Here is a 16,661-nt window from a genome sequence, read left to right as displayed (position 1 = left end):
CTGATGACGGACGGAACGGGACAGCACGGCGACCCACCGCGCGAGCACGACGTGGTGGAGTTGCGGGTGCACGGTGTGTCCGGTGCGGAGCCCACGGCCATCCTCGATCAGGCGCCGGTCCGGCAGGTCGCCGGCGACGCCAGCGGGGGTTTCCACCGCGCCGACCGGCCCGACGACAACCCGGACGGCAGGACGCTCGAGGCGTACCGCTGGGGTGACCTGCCGTCGGGCACCGTGGCCCGGACCCTCTCCCTGGTCCTCCTGCTGCCGTTCATGCTCAGCAACCTGGCGGTGTGGATGCGGCCCACGGCCCGCCGCGAAGGTGCCTGGGTGACCAGCCTGTGCCGGCTCCTCGCGCTCGACCTCACCGTGCTGTACGTGGTGTCCGTCGCCGGAGTCGCCCTCGACCTGCTCGCCTGGCGGTGTCTCGGCGCGGCGCGCTGCCGGGGCCCGTTCGACGAGGTCAGCGGGCTCGACGGGCGTCAGGTCGGGCTGCGGCTGGCAGTTCTGTCGCTCCTGCCGGTCGCCGCCGTCGCGTTCCTGCGGTTGCTCGGCACCCGACGGCCCCGGCCGACCGGCACATCCCTGTGGGTCGTCGAGCCGCTGGTGGGGCGGCTGCGGGCGATCCACGTGGCCGCCGCGCTCGCCATGCTCGATCTGATACTGCTCGCCGCTCGCGTGTCGGTCGGCGCGACGGTGGTGACCGCCCTGCTGCTGACGCTCAGCGTCGCGGTGCTGCTGGCCTGCGCCGGACTGCTCGTCGTGCCCGGCCTGCTCGACCGGGCGGCGATGAGGGAGAGGGTCACCCGGACCGCCGAGACGCTGCGCGCGGTGGCCGTCGGCCTGACCGGGGCCACCCTCGCCGCCATCGTCCTGGACGAGCGGGCCTGGCCCTCGGCGGCCGCACTGCCCGGCTACGACACCATCGCGACCTGGGCGCTACTCGCAGAGATGATCCTGCTGGTGTCGCTGAGTGCGCTGGCGCTGTGGCATCGCAACCCCGGGGACCGTCACCGCGCGCTGTCGCGGGGGTTGGGCGCGGCGGTGGTCGCGGCCTTCGCGGTGGGCCTCGCCGGAGCGTTCTCCGCCAACCTCGTCTACCAGAGCGGGAACCTGCTGGACGGGTATCGCGGCGACGGCGGGCCACCGGTGCCGTACCAGTGGACGCTCCTGTCCTTCTTCATGCACGTCACCGTCGGTGTCCTGGTGTGCGTCGCGTTGACCCGGCTGTCTCGGCGACGTCGTCGCCGCGCGGCCGCGTCGGTGACGGCCCGCGACTTCCCGACGGTGCCACCGCAGGGTGCCGGGCGGCTGCGAGAGGTGACGAGGGCGGTCGCCCGCGCACGGTTCGTCGAGTGGGTGGGACTGCTCGCCGTCGCGTGGGCGACGCTCACGATGATCGGACTGCTGGCCGGCCTGTTGCGGCTGGTCGACCTGACACCCGACGAACTGGCTACGCGGTTTTTCCGGCTTCCGGTCGGAGTGGTGGACATGGGGCTCGCCCTGGGCAGTTACTCCGCGACGGCGGCGGTGGTCGCCCTGCTCCTGGGAGGGGTGTTCGCCTACCGGACGCCGTGGTTCCGCCGGCACGTCGGCATCCTGTGGGACCTGGGCACCTTCTGGCCCCGGGCCGCGCACCCGTTCGCGCCTCCGAGCTACGCCGATCGGGCGGTACCCGAGCTGGCGCACCGGATCACCCAACTGACCGAGCGGTACGACGGGGTGCTGCTCTGTGGGCACAGCCACGGGTCGGCGTTGCTCGCTCTGGCTGTGCTGCGGCTGCCTCCGCACGTCCGTGCGCGGGTCGCGCTGCTCACCTACGGATCGCCGCTGGACCGCCTGTACGCCCGGATCTTCCCCGCCTACCTCAACGAGGAGGTGCTGCGGCAGGTCGGAGAGCGGATCGACTGGCGATGGCTCAACCTCTGGCGGGACACCGACCCCATCGGTGGCTGGATCTTCGCCGCCCATCGGCCCGGTGATCCGCCCCCGGACCCGACCGATCCGGCCGGCCGCGTCGACCGGCGGTTGCGGGATCCGTCGGATCTGCTGCCAGCGCCGGGGGAGCGCTGTCCGCCGCCCGTACGGGGACACCATCCGGGCGAGTCCGACCCCGAGTTCCGGGCGGCGGTCGACGAGCTTCGTGCCCGTATCCAGGGCTTCCCCTGAGGTCGTACGGCCGTCTGCCGACGGACGGGATCGCGCGTGGTCAGCGCTCCTCGGTCGCCCTGTCGGTCTCCGCCACCGTCGCGCGGATCTTGCGGAGGGTGGCGTCCGGGGCTCGGATCGCAGCCCGCCAGCGGTCCAACGTCCGGGTGAGCACCCGGACCACGAACTGCAACTGGTTGACCTGCTCGCGGAGCACGCCCAGCTCGGAGCGCGCGCTCAGCGCCTCGCCCTCCAGCTGGGTGATCCGGGTCTGCAACGGCTGCACCAGGGTGAGGGCGGCCTCGGTGAGGGTGTCGGCGGCGTCGGCCCTGAACTTGCCGCGCTGCACCACGACGGTGGCGATGGCGGCGAGGCCGGTGCCGCCGCCGAGGATGCCGAGCACACTGAGCGCCAGCTGCACCCAGTGCGGTGCGGCCGGCGCCGGGGAGGTAATCACGTGACACCTGCCTGCAGGGGTTCGTAACCAACTATTTCGCAAGCCCGGGCCAGGCGGCGCAGGTCGACGGCGATCTGCGTGGCCCGCCAGAGGGATCCGACCGTCACCGCCATGACGAACGACGTCGCGACGATGGAATTTCGACCTGACATGGTTACCAGGGCCACGGCGTACATGCCGGTGATCGTGCCGAGCACCAGCACCGACGCGAGTTCGAGGCCGAGCCCGGTGGAGAGCCGGCCGGGCCACAGGATGCCCAGTAATCCGCCCACGCCCACCGCGATCAGCCCCAGCTCCCAGGCGACCTGGATGGGCCCGGGCATGGCCGTCTGCACAGAGGTCGGCCGGACGTCGAGGGTCAGCATCAGGACGCCACACACGGGTGCGGCGGCCAGGACAGCGATCTCGTACGGTTGGTGTCTGGTTCGGATACGGAGGGTTCCCACGGCAACTCCTTGGTCGAGGGCCGACCTCCCGCAACGGCCTCACGGGCCGGTGCCGTCCGATCGCGACGGGGGGAGCGGCACGCCGACGCTGGTGCGGTGCGGATGGACGGTCGTAAGGCGAGGAGATGGAGCGACTCGACGTCGTTGGCTGCCGGTATCTGCCTGTGTATCACCGATGACCGGTTGTCGTCCACTCCGTGTCACGTTGCATTACCGCAGGTCAGGGCCCATTCGGACCCGATTGCCGTGGGTCGGGCCCGACGGAGCGCGGCGGTCCGGCCGCGCCACCACGATCACCACGAGGGGTGTCGCATATCTTACCCAGGGTGATGGCGGCGCGGCCGGACCTCCGATCGGTCAGCGGTCGAGCAGGGCCCGCAGCGTCCGGACCACCTCGGCCGGTGCCTCCTCCGCCATGAAGTGCCCGGAGGTGACCGTCCGGTGCTCCAGGTCGGGCGCCCAGGCCCGCCACACCTCGGCCGCGTCATATCCCAGCGCGGCGCCCCAGTCCTGCTGGAGCACCGTCACCGGCATGCGTAGCCGGTTGCCGGCCGCCCGGTCGGCGCTGTCGTGGGCCACGTCGATGCCGGCCGACGCCCGGTAGTCGGCGACGATCGACGTGACCGCGTCACGGGACGCCCGCAGGTAGGCCGCCCGCACGTCGGCCGGTAGGGCCTCCGGATCGCGGGTCCAGACGTCCAGGAAGTGGCCGAAGAAGGCGTCCGGGCTGCCACCGATCAACTCTTCCGGCAGCCCGGGTGGCTGCGCCATCAGATACAGGTGGAACGCGACCGCCGCGGAGGTGCCGTGCAGCACGTCCCACATGTCCAGGGTGGGCACCACGTCGAGCAACGCCAGCCGGCTGATCGCCGCCGGGTGGTCCAGGCCGGCGCGGAACGCGACGAGCGCGCCCCGATCGTGGCCCGCCAGCGCGAACCGTTCGTGGCCGAACGCGCGGGCCAGCGTCACGACGTCGGCGGCCATGGTGCGCTTGGCGTACCCGGTGCCGTCGGTGTCGACGGGTCTGTCGCTGTCGCCGTAGCCGCGCAGGTCGGGGCAGATGACGGTGTGGTCGGCGGCCAGGTCGGCCGCGACGTGCCGCCACATGAGGTGGGTCTGCGGGAAACCGTGCAGCAGCACGACAGCTGGTCCGGAACCACCGACGGCGACGTTGAGCGTCACACCGTCCGCGACGCCCACGCGCCGGTAGTCGAATCCGTTGATCCTGGGGTCCACGGGAGAACCTCTCTGGTGAGCAGTGCCGGCGGGGGCGACGGCCCCGCGTCGTCGTACGTCGTCGAGCCTTCTCCGCGCTGATCAGCAAGCGGTCAGCGTCCGATCAGCGCCTAGATTGGTGCCATGACCAGGCAGCCGACCACACCGGACGTGGTGACCTTCGGCGTCCTCGGGCCGGTGACCGCCGTCACCGGGCGTGGCCCGGCACCGCTGCGTGGGCACCGGCACCGCCTGGTGCTGGCCCGGCTGTTGATCGCCCACGGGAGGGTGGTGCCGGTGCGGCGTCTGGTCGACGACCTGTGGGAGGTCGCGCCGGACGGCGCGGTGGGCGCGATCCGGACGTTCGTCGCCGACCTGCGGCGGGCCCTGGAGCCCGACCGGCCACCACGGCAGCCGCCCCGGATCCTGGTCACCGAGCCACCGGGGTACGTGCTGCGGGTCGCCCCGGACGCGGTGGACGCCGGCCGGTTCGAGGCAGCCGTCGGCGAGGCGGGTCCACTGCTCTCGGCGGGACGTCCCGCGCAGGCCCTGACCGCCCTGGACGGGGCACTCCGACTCTGGCGGGGCCCCGCGTACGCGGACTGCGCGAACGAGATCTGGGCGGCGGCGGAGATCAACCGACTGGACGAGTTGCGCATGCTCGCCGTCGAGCGGCGGGCGGAGGCGCTGCTGGCACTGGGGCGGCCGGACGAAGCCGCCGCCGACCTGCCCGCCCACCTGGCCAGCCATCCGCTGCGGGAGGACGCCTGGCGGTTGCTCGCGGTGGCCCGGTACCGCGCCGGTCGGCAGGGGGACGCCCTCGCTGCGCTTCGCGAGGCGCGCGACGTCCTGGTGACGCAGTTGGGCGTGGATCCCGGGCCCGAGTTGCAGCGGCTGGAAGCCGACGTCCTGGCCCAGGCGCCGCATCTCACCCCGGCCCCCGACGCCGCCGCCACCCCCCGACTCCGGGAGCCCGCGGCACCGCAGCCGGCGCCGCAGCGTCCGTTCCTCGGCAGAGAAGCGGAGCTGGACCGCCTGCGGCACGCCGCCCAGGCCGCGCTCCGACGCCGTACGCCCACCCTCGCGCTCCTCGGCGGCGACCCGGGTGCCGGCAAGACCGCGTTGGCCGAGACGGTGGCCCGACAGTTGGCCGCCGAGGGCTGGACCACCGCGTGGGGACGCAGCCCGGAGTACGAGGGGGCCCCGCCGGCCTGGCCGTGGACCCAGGTCACCGACGCGCTCACCGGCCTGGTGGAGGCCTCCGGTCCGACCGACGAACCGGGCGACCCCGCCGGTGGTCGGTTCCGTCGGCACCGGGCGGTGGCGTCGTTGATCGCGGCGGTCGGCGACCGGGGGCCGCTGCTCGTGGTCCTCGACGACCTGCACCGCGCCGACGGTGACACCCTGGACCTGCTGACCGCCCTGCTCACCGGTCCACACCCGGCCACCGGGCCGGTGCTCGTCCTCGGCACCTACCGGGCCACCGAGATCAGTCCGGAGCTGACCGCCGCCCTGGCCCGCGTCGCCGGGCTGGAGCCGACCCGGGAGTACCTGGCCGGCCTCTCCGCGTCGGCGACGGGTGAGCTGGCCCGCGCCGTCGTCGGCACGGCACTCTCCCCGAGCACCGCCCAGTTGATCCACGACCGCAGCGGAGGCAACCCGTTCTTCGTCCGCGAGCTGGCCCAGCTGTACGCGAGCGAGGGGGAGACCGCACTGGCCTCGGTGCCGCCCGGCGTGCGCGACGTGATCCGACACCGGTTGGCGCAGCTACCCACACCGACGCGCACCGTGCTGCGGCAGGCCGCCGTGCTCGGCCGGGACCTCGACCTGGAGATCCTCACCTCCCTGGCGGGCGACCCCGCAGTCGTGCTGGACGCCGTCGACCGCGCTCTCCAGGCCGGTTTCCTGGCCGAGCGGGAGCCCGACGGTCAGCTGCGCTTCACCCACATCCTGGTCCGCGACACGCTCTACGCCGACCTGTCCACACCGCGCCGTGCCGCGTGGCACGCGACCATCGCCGAAGCGCTGCGCCGACGAGATCCGGTCGCGCCGGCCGCGATCGCGCACCACCTGCTCCGCGCCGGTGGACGGGCCGCTGCCGGTCGCGCCGGCGCGTACGCCCGCACGGCTGCCGAGCAGGCCGAACGAGGCGGCAACCCGCACGAGGCGGCCCGCCTGTGGCGGCAGGTCATCGAGGCGTACGACAGTGCCGGTGGCGTCGAGCAGCGTGAGCGGTTGACCGCGCTGCTCGGTCTGGGGCGGGCGCTGGCCGTGACCGGGCGGCTGGCCGAGGCGCGAGGGCGACGGGCCGAGGCGATCACCGCCGCCGAGTCGGTCGGCGATCCGCTGCTGATCGAGGAGGTGCTGGCCGGCTTCGACGTACCCGCCGTCTGGACGCGCAACGACGACGACCGGCTCTCCGGGCACATCGTCCGCGCTGCCGAGCGGGCCCTGAGCGCTCTCGGTCCGACCGGCTCGGCGCGGCGCAGCCGGCTCCTGAGCACCCTCGCGCTGGAGCTGCGCGGCACCACCGTTGACAGTGGTCGCCGGGCGGCGTACGAGGCCGAGACGATCGCCCGGACGCTCGGCGACCCCGGGCTGCTGGCCTTCGCGCTCAACGCCCGCTTCATGCACACCTTCCAGCGCGCCGGCCTCGCCGGTGACCGGGCCCGGATCGGTCGCGAGGTGGTCGACCTGGCCGCCCGGCACCGGTTGGTGACCTTCGAGGTGCTCGGCCACCTCGTGCTGGTCCAGGCGTACTGCGCGCTGGCCGACCGGCCCGCGGCCGACGCGCACGCCCGTGCCGCCGACCGCCTCGCCGAGCGCTACGAGTTGCCGTTGGTCGCGGTGTTCACCAGGTGGTTCGCCGCGCTGCGCCTGGCTCTCGACGGCGAGTCGGCCGCGGCGGCGGACGCCTTCCACGCGGCGGCCCGGCACCTGCCCGCGGACGGTATGCCGGGCCTGACGCGTGGGCTGCTCCCGCTCGCGCTGCTCGGCCTGCGGCTGGCCGACGCCGTCGACGACGGGGCCGACGCGCTCGACCGACCGATTCCGGGCGGGGCGGGTTGGGCGACGATGGACTGGGGGCCGCACGAGCCGTGGGTCCGGCCGTTGCTGCTGCTCGCCGACGGTGACCGGGACGCTGCGGCAGCGGCCCTGCGGGCACTTCCGGAAGGGCCGCACGATCTTCTCCGGGAGGTGCGCCTCTGCCTCGTCGGTCGGGCGGCGCGTGTCCTCGGCGACCGGGGCACGATGGAACGGGTTCACGCCGACCTGTTGCCGGCGGCGGAGGAACTGGCTGCCGGCAGCGGCGTGCTCACCGTCGGCCCGGTGGCCGGGCACCTCGCCGCCCTGGCCGGTGCACTGGGCCGCGCGGAGGAATCGGCCGCGCACCGCCAGGTCGCCCGCGCGGTCGGCGACCGGGCCCGGACGGCCGCTCCCGCCCGCTGATCGTCGTTCGCCGTCCACGGCGACTTGCCGATTCTCCTCGGAACCCGCCGGTGGGTGCGGTCAGATGGAAGGACCGGCGCGTCCACCGCCGGCGACGATCGAGGGGGTACGCCGTGCAGGCGCTCGTCATGATCGTGGTGCTGGGCGTCACCGTCCTGATCGGCACCACGCTCGGCGGACGGTACCGGGTGGCCCCGCCGGTCCTGCTCATCGCGTTCGGGGTGCTGCTCGGCCTGACGCCTCCGCTGTCCGAGGTCACCCTGGAACCCGAGCTGGTGCTGCTGATCTTCCTACCGGCGATCCTGTACCGGGAGAGCCTCACCATCAGTCTGCGCGAGATCCGGGCCAACCTTCCGGTGATCGGGTCGCTCGCCGTGGTGCTGGTGGTCCTCACCATGGTCACTGTCTCGTTCACCGCGCAGGCGTTCGGGGTGGACCCCGCTGCCGCCTGGGTGCTCGGCGCCGTCCTCGCCCCGACCGACGCCGCAGCGGTCACCGGGCTCGCGAAACGGCTGCCCCGAAAGCTGCTCACCACCCTGCACGCCGAAAGTCTGATCAACGACGGCACCGCCCTGGTGATCTTCGCGGTGGCCGTCGGCCTGCTCGTGCACAGCGCGGACCCGGGCGCGCTGCGCATCGGTGAGGAGTTCGTCGGCGCCAGCGTCGGCGGCGTCCTGGCCGGTGCGCTGGTGGGGGTGGCCGTGGTGCTGGTCCGCAAACGGCTCGACGACCCGCTTCGGGAGGGCGCGTTGAGCGTGCTCACGCCGTTCGCCGCGTTCCTGCTGGCCGATGCCGTGCACGCCAGCGGTGTGCTGGCGGTGGTGGTCGCCGGTCTGGTGCTCTCCTACGCCGGTCCACGGGTGATCCGCGCCCGGTCCCGGGTGCTGGCGTACGCGTTCTGGGACCTGTCCACGTTCCTCATCAACGGCGGGCTGTTCGTCCTCCTCGGTACGCAGATACCCCGCGCGGTGCGGGGCATCACCAGTACCTCGCCCGAGCGCGCCCTGGTGATCGTGCTCGTCGTGACCCTCGTCGTCATCGGCACCCGGCTGTTGTTCGTCTACCTCACCTCGCAGATCGCCAGGCTGCGACGGCGCCGGATCATGGACCCGAGCCAGGGGCCCTCGAGCTGGCGGGTGGGGACCGTCGCCGGTTGGTCCGGCTTCCGGGGCGCGGTGTCGCTGGCCGCCGCCCTGGCCGTGCCGACGGTGACCGTCGACGGTCAACCGGTGATCGAGCGTGACCTGATCATCTTCGTCACCGCGTTGGTGATCGTGCTGATCATGCTGCTCCAGGGCACCACCCTGCCGCTGGTCGTGCACTGGGCGGGGCTGGTCGGCGACCCCGAACGCGTCGACGAGGCCCGGCACGCCCGGCGGCGGGCCACCGAGGCGGGCCTGGCCGCTCTGCCCCAGGTCGCGGCCGAGGTCGGCGCGCAGGAGGAGTCGGTCCGTCGGCTGCGCGCCGAGTACCAGCGGCACCTGGAGGACCTCAACGAGAGCGGTGGGAGCACCGCCGAGGAGCGCCGCCTGGAACGTCGTCTGCGCCTGCGCGTCCTGGCCCACAAACGTCGGGAGGTCACCCGTCTGCGCGACAACCGGGAGATCGACGACCTGGTGCTTCAGGAGCTTCAGGCCGCCCTGGACAACGAGGAGATCCGGCTGCTGGGGCGCGGACCCCACGAGTGACCGCCCGGGTGCCGCCGCGACTCAGAGCACCTGGGACAGGAACCGGCGGAGCCGGGGGTGCTCGGCCCGTTCGAAGACCGCCTCGGGCGGCCCGGCCTCCAGCACCACGCCCCGGTCCATGAAGGCGACGGTGTCGGCGACCTGCCGGGCGAAGCCCATCTCGTGGGTGACCACCACCATGGTCATGCCGGCGGCGGACAGGTCGGCCATCACCCCGAGCACGCCCTTGACCAGCTCCGGGTCGAGCGCCGAGGTGGCCTCGTCGAAGAGCATCACCTCGGGCCGCAGCGCCAGCGCCCGGGCGATCGCGACCCGCTGCTGCTGACCGCCGGAGAGCTGCGCCGGGCGTGCGTCGGCCTTGGCCGCCAACCCGACCAGGTCCAGTTGGGCCCGGGCCACGGCCTCCGCCTCGTCCTCGCCGAGCTTGCGCAGCCGACGCAGCGCGAGGGTGACGTTGCGCAGCACGCTCATGTGCGGGAACAGGTTGAACTGCTGGAAGACCATGCCGACCCGCTGCCGCAGGCCGTCCGGGTCGTCGCCCAGCACGCTGCGCCCGTCCAACAGCACGTCGCCGCGGTCCGGCTCGATCAGCCGGTTGATGGTGCGCAGGAGGGTCGACTTGCCGGACCCGGACGGGCCGATCACGCAGGCCGTCCCCCCGCGCGGCACGGTGAGGTCGACGCCGCGCAGCACCCGGTTCGGCCCGAAGGCGAGGTGCACGTCCCGTACGTCGAGGCTGACCGAGGTGGTGGTGTCGGTGGTCATCGCCGGTCTCCCTGGACGGTGGCGGGCAGCGGGAGGTCGTCGTCCTCGTCGGCGGCTGCGGTGGCTGGTCGGCCGTGGCGCAGCCGCCGGTCGATCCCGTTGACGACGTGGGTCAGCGGAACGGTCAGCGCCAGGTAGAAGAGCCCGGCCAGGAGCAGCGCGGACTCGTTGCCGGTGGTGGCCGCGTAGTCCTGCCCGATCCGGAACAGCTCCCGCTGGCTGGCCACCAGGCCGAGGAAGTAGACCAGGCTGGAGTCCTTGATCAGCGCGATGAGCTGGTTGACCCAGGCCGGCAGGACCCGCCGGACGCCCTGCGGGATGATCACCAGCCGCATCGCGTCGGACCAGGAGAAGCCGAGCGCGCGGGCGCCCTCCAACTGGGCGGCCTCCACCGACTGGATGCCGGAGCGGAAGATCTCCCCGATGTACGCGGCGGCGATCAGCGACAGCGCCAGGATCCCCAACGGGTAGGGGTCCGGTCCCCAGACCCGCATGCCCAGCGGTGCCAGCCCGACGCCGATCAACAGGATCGTCGCCGCGGCCGGCAGCCCCCGGAACACGTCGGTGTAGACCCGCGCCGGCCAGCGCAACCACCGGCTGCGGGAGATCCCGGCGACGGCCAACAGCAGGCCCAGCACCGAGCCGAGCAGGGCGGCGGAGACCGCCAGGATCAGCGTGTTCGGCAACCCGACGGTCAGCATCTCGGGCAGCGCCTCGCGCATCGCGTCGAGGTCGAAGAACGTCTCCCACAGGGTGCTCAACGGATCCATCGGTCGTCTCTCCTACCGTCCCGCTCGCTCGTCACCGGTTCAGGACGCGGCCGACGCCGACGTGGACGCCGACGGCGCGACCGACGCGGACGGTGCCGCCACCGCTCCGCTGCCCGGCGTGAAGTCCGCCGGGATCGGCCGGCCGGGGTAGTACTGGGCCTGCAACCGGTTCCAGGTGCCGTCCGCGATGACCTCGTCGAGAGCCTTGTTCAGCGCCTCGCGCAGCTTGTCGCCGCCCTTCGCGAACGCGTACGCGGTGGGTGCCGGGCTGAGCTGCTTGGCCGCCACGGTGATCTTGCCGTTGCTGTCGGCGGCCGACTTCTCGCCGATCTCCGCCGGGGCGATCCACGCGTCGGCGGTGCCGGCCTTGAGCTGGTTGATCGCGCCGTTGTAGTCCGGCACCCGCACCGGGTCGAGCTGCTTGCCGGTGGCGTAGTCGTCCTGCACGGTGCCCTGCACCACCACGACCCGCTTGCCGGCGAGCTGGTCGAAGCCGGTGATCGGCGAGCCGGCCGGGACGTCCAGGCCGAAGTAGCCGAAGTCGTAACCGTTGCCGAAGTCGACTGTCTTCTTCCGCGCCTCGGTGATGGTGATCGAGGAACTGCCGACGTCGAACTTGTGGTTGTTGACCTGGGAGAGCAACGCGGAGAAGTCGGTGCCGACGAACTCGACCCGGAGGCCGAGCTTGCCGGCCACGGCGGTCAGCAGGTCGTTGTCGAAGCCGGTGAACGTGCCGTCCTTGAGGTACACGTTCGGCGGGGCGTCGGTCAGGGTGCCGGCCCGCAGCACGCCCGGTTGTGCCAGGCCGTACGGGTTGGCGCCGGTGTCGGACGAGCTGTCGCCGCCGCAGGCGGTGAGCGTGGTGGCGGCCAGCACGGCGGCCGCGCCCAGGGCGGTGGCACGGGTCAGGGCAGGAAGAAGTCGCACGGGTGTCTCCGGGAAGGTCGCGTCCGGCGCGCACGGATGTGCGTCGCCGGCGGTGCGCCCGACGGGCGTACCGGTGAGGGAGGTTCGGGAGGAGGGCTGCGCTAGTGCGTGGTGCCGCGTCGACACGCGGCGCTGCACATTCGCATCATGTCCACGTGCCGCCGCCGGGTCAGTGCCGGCGAGGGCCAACCGGCGCGGACGCCCGCGACGTCGGTCGGTGGAGTGGTGCTGAGGATGTGCATGGTTCTCCCGGGTCTGTGCTGACCTGGGTGCCAGGCCACGCTTGCACCGACGTCCTGTCGGTGCCTGGTCTTCACCCGGGGCACCCCACCGCGGAGGAGGGTTGCCGGCCAGCGAGCCGGGGCTTCGCGCTGGCGCTCATGACCTGCGCCGAGGCTAGCAGCAGGCACGGGTGGGTCGTCCAGTCGTTATGACCACGCTCACCAGGGGAGATGGGTGGCCGGCACTCCCGTCAGCCGGCGTGCACGTGGGGTCGTCGGCGCGGATCGGGCTCGTGCCGACGCAGGATCTCCCGGGTGACGGAGGCGATCTCACCCTGCCCGAACGCCAGGTAGCGCAGGACGTTGCGGCCCGGGCCGCCCTCGGTCCACTGGAAGTAGATGTGGGGACGCCGGCGGGTCCGGTCGCGGATCTCCAGCAGCAGGGCGGCGAGCGCGTTGGGCACCGCGGAGCTGGTCAGGCTGAGCACCGGGAAGTGACCGTCGACCAGTCTGCCGGTCACCACCAGTTCGGTCTCGAAGTCCGACGGGTCGCTGACGTGCACCTCGACGAAGAGCACGTCGGTGTCGTCGGGGAAGTCGTTGTCCGCCATGGTCTGCGCCAGCTTGGCGCGGTATTCCGCCTCACCCCGGCCGTCGGGCTCGTGGGCGATGAGGCGGATCCGCCGTCCGTCGCGCCCGTCGATCATCCGGGTCGCGACCGGGTCCAGCTCGACGTGGTCGACCCGCAGCTCGAAGGCGCGCGACAACCGGGAGAGCAGCGAGACCACGATGATCCCGCCGATGAAACAGGCCGCGATCTTGACGCCGTCGGGGCGTTCCACCACGTTCGCCAGCGTGGTGTAGACGAAGATCACCGCGATGGTGCCGAACGCGACAGTGCGGCCGCGCTGCCGGTGCCGCACCGCCGCGAGGGTCACCGCCGTCGTGGCCGAGGTGATCAACACCAGAACCCCGGTGGCGTACGCGCCGCCCTGCGCGTCCACGCTGGCCTCGAAGACGATCGTGATCAGGAACGCCACCGCCGTGAAGACCAGCACCAGTGGCCGGACCGCCCGTGCCCAGGTCGGGGCCATGCCGTAGCGAGGCAGATAGCGGGGTACGAGGTTGAGCAGCCCGGCCATCGCCGACGCCCCCGCGAACCAGAGGATGCCGATGGTGGACAGGTCGTAGACGGTGCCGAACACCTCCCCGAGATGCGCGTGCGCCAGGTAGGCCAACGCGCGGCCGTTCGCCGGCCCGCCGGCCTGGAACGCCTCCGGTGGGATCAGGATCGTGGTCGTCACGCTGCTGGTGATCAGGAAGACGCTCATGATCACGGCGGCGGTGGTGAGCAGCCGGCGAGCGCCCCTGATGCGGCCCAGCGGTCGCGCCTCGGAGTCCTGCGGGTCGCCGCGCACGCTCGGCATCACGGCCACGCCGGTCTCGAAGCCGGACAGACCCAGCGCCAACTTCGGAAAGACCACCAGCGACAGGGCGACCACCATCCACGGATCCCCGTGGCTCGTGGTCAGCGTGGTGGTCCAGTCCTCGACGGCGCTCGGGTGCGTCACCACCCGCCACAGCGCGTCGGCCATCACCACCGCGTTCAGCGTCAGGTAGAGCGCGACCAGGACGACGGCGATCCCGATGGCCTCGGTGAATCCCTTGAGGAACACCGCGCCCAGCAGCGCCACGAGCAGCAGCGTGAGCAGCACCTCGTGTCCCTTGAGCCCGCCGGGCCAGAACGGGTTCTCGTCGATGTGCGCGGTGGCGTCGGCCGCCGAGAGGGTGATGGTGATGATGAAGTCGGTGGCCGCGAAGCCGAGCAGCACCAGCACCAGCAACTTGCCCGGCCAGTAGCTCAGCAGGCGTACCAGCATCGCGATGGAGCCCTCGCCGTGCGGGCTCTCCGCCGCCACCCGTCGGTAGACCGGCAGGGCGCCCAGCAGGGTCACCAGCACCAGCACCAGGGTCGCCACCGGCGAGAGCGCCCCGGCGGCGAGCGCCGCGATGCCCGGCTGGTAGCCCAGCGTCGAGAAGTAGTCGACACCGGTCAGGCACATCACCTTCCACCAGGGGTGGTGCCGGTGCTCCGGCGGGCGTCCGTGCGGCCCCGGGTGCTGCACGGGCTCCTCGGCGCCGGCACGCAGCAGCCACTCCCGCAGCCGGCCCGCGCGCTTGTCGACCTCCACCGGCGCGTCCCCCGTCAGTCCCGCCCCTGGTAACCGTGAGTATCCGCCCACGGTCGGCCGCCCGTCCGGCGGTGCGGGGAACCCACCCCGCGTCCCAGCGGGTTTCGGGCGCGGGGCAGGGGGGAAGCAGCGGCCCCGCGGTGGCGGGAGTCGTGCCGGACCGGGCGTCACCGGGGAGGGGACAGGGCATGGTCGGTGGCCGTCGCTTCCGCCCGGGTGGGGGCTTCGGTCGCCAACTCGACGAGTACGAGACGCCCGTCGGCGTGCCACCGCCCACGGAGTCGCCCACCCCGCCCGTCGGTGGCCTGGTGGACAGCGCCGTCTACCTCCGTGGGCACCGGTTCGCCTCCCCGTCCGGCCTCGCCGAGACGTACCGCTGCCTGCAGGAGCAGGACGGCGCGATGGCCTGGATCGGGTTGTACCGGCCCGACATCGAGCAGATCACCTCACTGGCGCGGGAGTTCCGCCTGCACGACCTGGCGGTCGAGGACGCGATCAACGCCCACCAGCGACCCAAGCTGGAACGCTACGGGGAGACCCTGTTCGTGGTGCTGCGCGCCGCCCGCTACGACGACCTCCGGGAGGAGGTCGAGTTCTCCGAGCTGCATCTGTTCATCGGGCCGGGCTTCGTGGTCACCGTCCGGCACGGTGAGGCGCCGGACCTGGCCGCGGTGCGGCGGCGCATGGAGGTCGAGGCGCAGATGCTCGCCCGGGGCCCCGAGGCGGTCCTGTACGCCATCCTCGACCAGGTCGTCGACGGGTACGCGCCGGTCGTTGCCGGGCTGGAGAACGACATCGACGAGATCGAGACCCAGGTGTTCGGTGGTGACCCGAACGCGAGCCGGCGCATCTACGGCCTGAGCCGCGAGGTGATCCAGTTCCAGCGCGCCGCGCGACCCCTGCTCGCGGTGCTCGACGCGCTGGCCGACGGGGCGGGCAGTGCCGACACGGACGAGGAGCTGCGCCGCTACCTGCGGGACGTCACCGACCACCTGACCCAGGTGGTGGAACGGGTGGACGGGTTCCGGCACCTGTTGCAGAACATCCTCACCGTCAACGCCACACTCGTCTCGCAGCAGCAGAACGAGGAGATGCGGAGCCTCACGGCGGCCAGCTACGCGCAGAACGAGGAGCTGAAGAAGGTCTCGTCCTGGGCCGCGATCCTGTTCGCGCCCACGCTGATCGGCACCGTGTACGGCATGAACTTCGTCCACATGCCGGAGTTGCACTGGCGCTTCGGCTACCTGTTCGCGCTGCTGTTGATGCTGCTGGTCTGCGGCACCCTCTATCTGATCTTCAAGCGGCGCGGCTGGCTGTGAGCCGCCCGCCGAGGATCATTCGATGCCGCGCAGGATGTGCCGTTCGTCCTCGACGTCGTCGTCGCCGGCACTGATCCGGCCGAGCAGGACGGCGGCGGCCCAGATCGTCAGGGGCGTGGCCGCCCCGGTCATACCGCCGGCCGTCCGGTCGTCCCGGCTCTGGCTCCGCTCCGCTCGCGGTGGCCTGCGCTGAGCCTGCATAGGCACTGCCCCTCCTCGTCGAAGCCGCCGTGGGCAGCGCGGCGTGACCCCGCGCGGCCGGCCGGGCGGGACACGCTCGGCAGGACGGCATCTACGTCGAACCATCCCACGTCAGGCCTCATGACCACCGCTTCTTTTCGGTTTCCCGACTGACGCCCGCCAAACCGGACATTTTTGTGCAGGGTCAGGGCAGCGGGTGGGCGATGCCCCGCGCGTGGTCGGTGAGGGCCGCCCCGACCACCGTCGCGGTCAGCGGCAACACCTCCAGGCAACGGCGCACCGCGGCGGCCATCAGCGCGTTCGGCACCCGCATGGAGAGCGTGCAGTGCGGCACCCAACGGCCCGGCTGGTAGTGCTCGGCCAACGGGATGCCGGCGGCGGCGAGCCGGTCGTGGACCGTGCGATGGTGGGCCAGCAGCTCCGGGGTGGGCGTCGGACCGAGCCAGAGCACCCGACCGACGAACTGACCGGCGTGCTGGAACTCCAGCCGCAGGGGAGCGGCGACGACCGTCCCGTGCAGGGCCGCGGCGACCTGCTCCGGGTCGAAGCGGGGCGCCACCGCCAGTGAGACGTGCGGACGGTGACGTTGCTCCAGCAGCGAGCGCATGCTCTGCACTCCCTCGGTCTCCAGCGCGTCCCACAGCACCCGGATCCGACGGGTGGCGTCCGGGTCCAGGTACAACTCCACCGCCGCGACCATTCGATCACCGTAGCGGCCGAGGTTCGGGCGACCGCGCTCGGCGGTACCTGGCCGTCGCGTCGCGTACCGGAAGGTTCCTGGCCGGCCTGCGCCCGGCGGCGGACCTGGACCGCGTCGTCGACGAGGGGTGGGACCCGCCGGTCACCCTCGGCGTCGGGCTGG

13 protein-coding genes and 1 riboswitch are annotated in these 16,661 nt (G+C 72.7%); of the genes, 4 read left to right on the top strand and 9 right to left on the bottom strand.

The features are described from left to right. The first annotated feature begins 3 nt into the window (after positions 1-3). Positions 4-2,169 (top strand): hypothetical protein, encoded by a 2,166-nt coding sequence (locus GA0070612_RS27620; protein WP_088990578.1) that lies wholly within the window; start codon positions 4-6, stop codon positions 2,167-2,169. Positions 2,170-2,209: 40 nt separating this feature from the next. Here GA0070612_RS27620 and GA0070612_RS27615 read toward each other — a convergent pair whose 3' ends face one another. The 3 genes from GA0070612_RS27615 to GA0070612_RS27605 form a co-directional block, all read right to left on the bottom strand. Next, complete coding sequence (locus GA0070612_RS27615; RefSeq protein WP_088990577.1) at positions 2,210-2,605, bottom strand: hypothetical protein; 396 nt, start codon at positions 2,603-2,605, stop codon at positions 2,210-2,212. Next, on the bottom strand, positions 2,602-2,970 hold the full coding sequence (locus GA0070612_RS27610) for a hypothetical protein (RefSeq protein ID WP_231924359.1): 369 nt from the start codon (positions 2,968-2,970) through the stop codon (positions 2,602-2,604). The genes GA0070612_RS27615 and GA0070612_RS27610 overlap by 4 nt, the downstream gene beginning before the upstream one ends. 438 nt (positions 2,971-3,408) lie before the next feature. Next, positions 3,409-4,287, bottom strand: a complete 879-nt coding sequence (locus GA0070612_RS27605) for an alpha/beta fold hydrolase (RefSeq protein ID WP_088990575.1) — start codon at positions 4,285-4,287, stop codon at positions 3,409-3,411. Positions 4,288-4,410: 123 nt separating this feature from the next. Between GA0070612_RS27605 and GA0070612_RS27600 the strand changes: the two genes are divergently transcribed. Further along, entirely contained in the window at positions 4,411-7,716 is a 3,306-nt protein-coding gene (locus GA0070612_RS27600; protein WP_088990574.1) for a BTAD domain-containing putative transcriptional regulator, read from the top strand. A gap of 113 nt (positions 7,717-7,829) precedes the next feature. Next, positions 7,830-9,404 (top strand): Na+/H+ antiporter, encoded by a 1,575-nt coding sequence (locus GA0070612_RS27595; RefSeq protein WP_197699251.1) that lies wholly within the window; start codon positions 7,830-7,832, stop codon positions 9,402-9,404. A 21-nt stretch (positions 9,405-9,425) separates the two neighbouring features. Here the strand turns inward: GA0070612_RS27595 and GA0070612_RS27590 are convergent, their stop codons facing one another. The 4 genes from GA0070612_RS27590 to GA0070612_RS27575 form a co-directional block, all read right to left on the bottom strand. Further along, positions 9,426-10,169, bottom strand: coding sequence for an amino acid ABC transporter ATP-binding protein (locus GA0070612_RS27590; RefSeq protein WP_088990573.1), 744 nt, complete (start codon positions 10,167-10,169; stop codon positions 9,426-9,428). Continuing rightward, on the bottom strand, positions 10,166-10,939 hold the full coding sequence (locus tag GA0070612_RS27585; protein ID WP_088990572.1) for an amino acid ABC transporter permease: 774 nt from the start codon (positions 10,937-10,939) through the stop codon (positions 10,166-10,168). The genes GA0070612_RS27590 and GA0070612_RS27585 overlap by 4 nt, the downstream gene beginning before the upstream one ends. 39 nt (positions 10,940-10,978) lie before the next feature. Then, the gene (locus GA0070612_RS27580; RefSeq protein WP_088990571.1) at positions 10,979-11,866 is read right to left on the bottom strand and encodes an ABC transporter substrate-binding protein; all 888 of its coding nucleotides are present in this window, start codon (positions 11,864-11,866) and stop codon (positions 10,979-10,981) included. A 274-nt stretch (positions 11,867-12,140) separates the two neighbouring features. Continuing rightward, positions 12,141-12,252: riboswitch (SAM riboswitch) on the bottom strand. Positions 12,253-12,338: 86 nt separating this feature from the next. After that, complete coding sequence (locus GA0070612_RS27575; protein ID WP_088990570.1) at positions 12,339-14,279, bottom strand: amino acid transporter; 1,941 nt, start codon at positions 14,277-14,279, stop codon at positions 12,339-12,341. A gap of 188 nt (positions 14,280-14,467) precedes the next feature. Between GA0070612_RS27575 and corA the strand changes: the two genes are divergently transcribed. Next, positions 14,468-15,598 (top strand): magnesium/cobalt transporter CorA, encoded by a 1,131-nt coding sequence (corA, locus tag GA0070612_RS27570; RefSeq protein WP_088990569.1) that lies wholly within the window; start codon positions 14,468-14,470, stop codon positions 15,596-15,598. 15 nt (positions 15,599-15,613) lie between these two features. Here corA and GA0070612_RS31680 read toward each other — a convergent pair whose 3' ends face one another. Beyond that, entirely contained in the window at positions 15,614-15,805 is a 192-nt protein-coding gene (locus tag GA0070612_RS31680; RefSeq protein WP_145784350.1) for a hypothetical protein, read from the bottom strand. Positions 15,806-15,983: 178 nt separating this feature from the next. Then, complete coding sequence (locus GA0070612_RS27565) at positions 15,984-16,499, bottom strand: 2'-5' RNA ligase family protein (RefSeq protein WP_088990568.1); 516 nt, start codon at positions 16,497-16,499, stop codon at positions 15,984-15,986. Between the last annotated feature and the right edge of the window lie 162 nt (positions 16,500-16,661).

It is taken from the genome of Micromonospora chokoriensis (assembly GCF_900091505.1).
Lineage (GTDB): Bacteria > Actinomycetota > Actinomycetes > Mycobacteriales > Micromonosporaceae > Micromonospora > Micromonospora chokoriensis.
This window is presented reverse-complemented; position numbering and strand designations above follow the sequence as displayed.